Below are 1110 nucleotides of genomic sequence, written 5' to 3'. Positions count from 1 at the left end.
GTCATGCGCTACTTCGGCAACGATGCGTTGATCGCGATCATCAAGGCGGTCAGCTTGTCCTCGCTGATTCTTGGCGTAGTTGTTTATTGGTACAGCAATCACCAAAACGTCGTTCCACGCTCAATCATTTTCAACTACTGGTGGTTGAGTCTGATCATGATCGGCGGGCTTCGCCTGGCCATGCGTCAATACTTTTTGGGTGACTGGTTCAGTGCTGCCCAGCACGTTCCGTTTGCCAGTCGTGACGATGGTTTGCCGAAAGTCGCCATTTACGGTGCGGGGGCAGCCGGTAACCAGCTGGTTGCTGCCTTGCGGATGGGGCGAGTCATGCGTCCGGTGGCGTTTATCGATGATGATAGCGGGATTGCCGACAGGGTTATTTCCGGTTTGCAGGTCTATAAACCCAAACATATCCAGCAGATGATCGATAACACCGGGGCTCAGGAAATCCTGCTGGCCATCCCGTCATCCAACCGTGGGCGGCGCCGGGAAATTCTTGGTTATCTCGAAGGTTTCCCGCTCCACGTTCGAAGCGTTCCCGGTTTCATGGACCTGGCCAGCGGGCGGGTAAAGGTCGATGACATCCAGGAAGTGGACATTGCCGACCTGCTGGGCCGGGATGCCGTTCCAGCCCAGGGTGACCTGCTTGAGCATTGCATCAAGGGACAGTCTGTTCTGGTCACCGGGGCCGGCGGTTCGATCGGTTCAGAGTTATGTCGGCAGATTCTTGCATTGCATCCAACGACGCTACTGTTGTTCGAGCACAGTGAGTTCAATCTCTACAGCATCTTGTCCGAGCTTGAGCAACGGGTTGCCCGTGAGTCTTTGTCTGTACGTTTATTGCCTATTCTCGGTTCCGTGCGCAATCCGGAGAAGTTGCTCGATGTGATGAAAACCTGGCATGTAGACACTGTCTATCATGCGGCGGCGTATAAACACGTGCCGATGGTTGAGCACAACATCGCTGAAGGTGTGCTGAACAACGTGGTGGGTACGCTCAATACCGCCCAGGCGGCATTGAAAGCCGGTGTCGCCAACTTCGTACTGATCTCGACAGACAAAGCCGTACGGCCCACCAATGTCATGGGCAGCACCAAGCGGCTGGCCGAG

The 1110-nt window shown here is 55.3% G+C and carries 1 protein-coding gene; it reads left to right on the top strand.

Annotated features, from left to right (window positions below):
• Nucleotides 1–1110 (top strand): polysaccharide biosynthesis protein (locus tag PMI29_RS22725; RefSeq protein ID WP_007995415.1); only part of this gene is annotated, 1110 nt, incomplete at both ends.

The sequence above is a fragment of the Pseudomonas sp. GM49 genome, assembly GCF_000282355.1.
In the GTDB taxonomy this organism is placed as follows: Bacteria; Pseudomonadota; Gammaproteobacteria; order Pseudomonadales; family Pseudomonadaceae; genus Aquipseudomonas.
The sequence above is the reverse complement of the archived record's forward strand: the minus strand, read 5'-3'. Positions and strand labels throughout refer to the sequence as shown.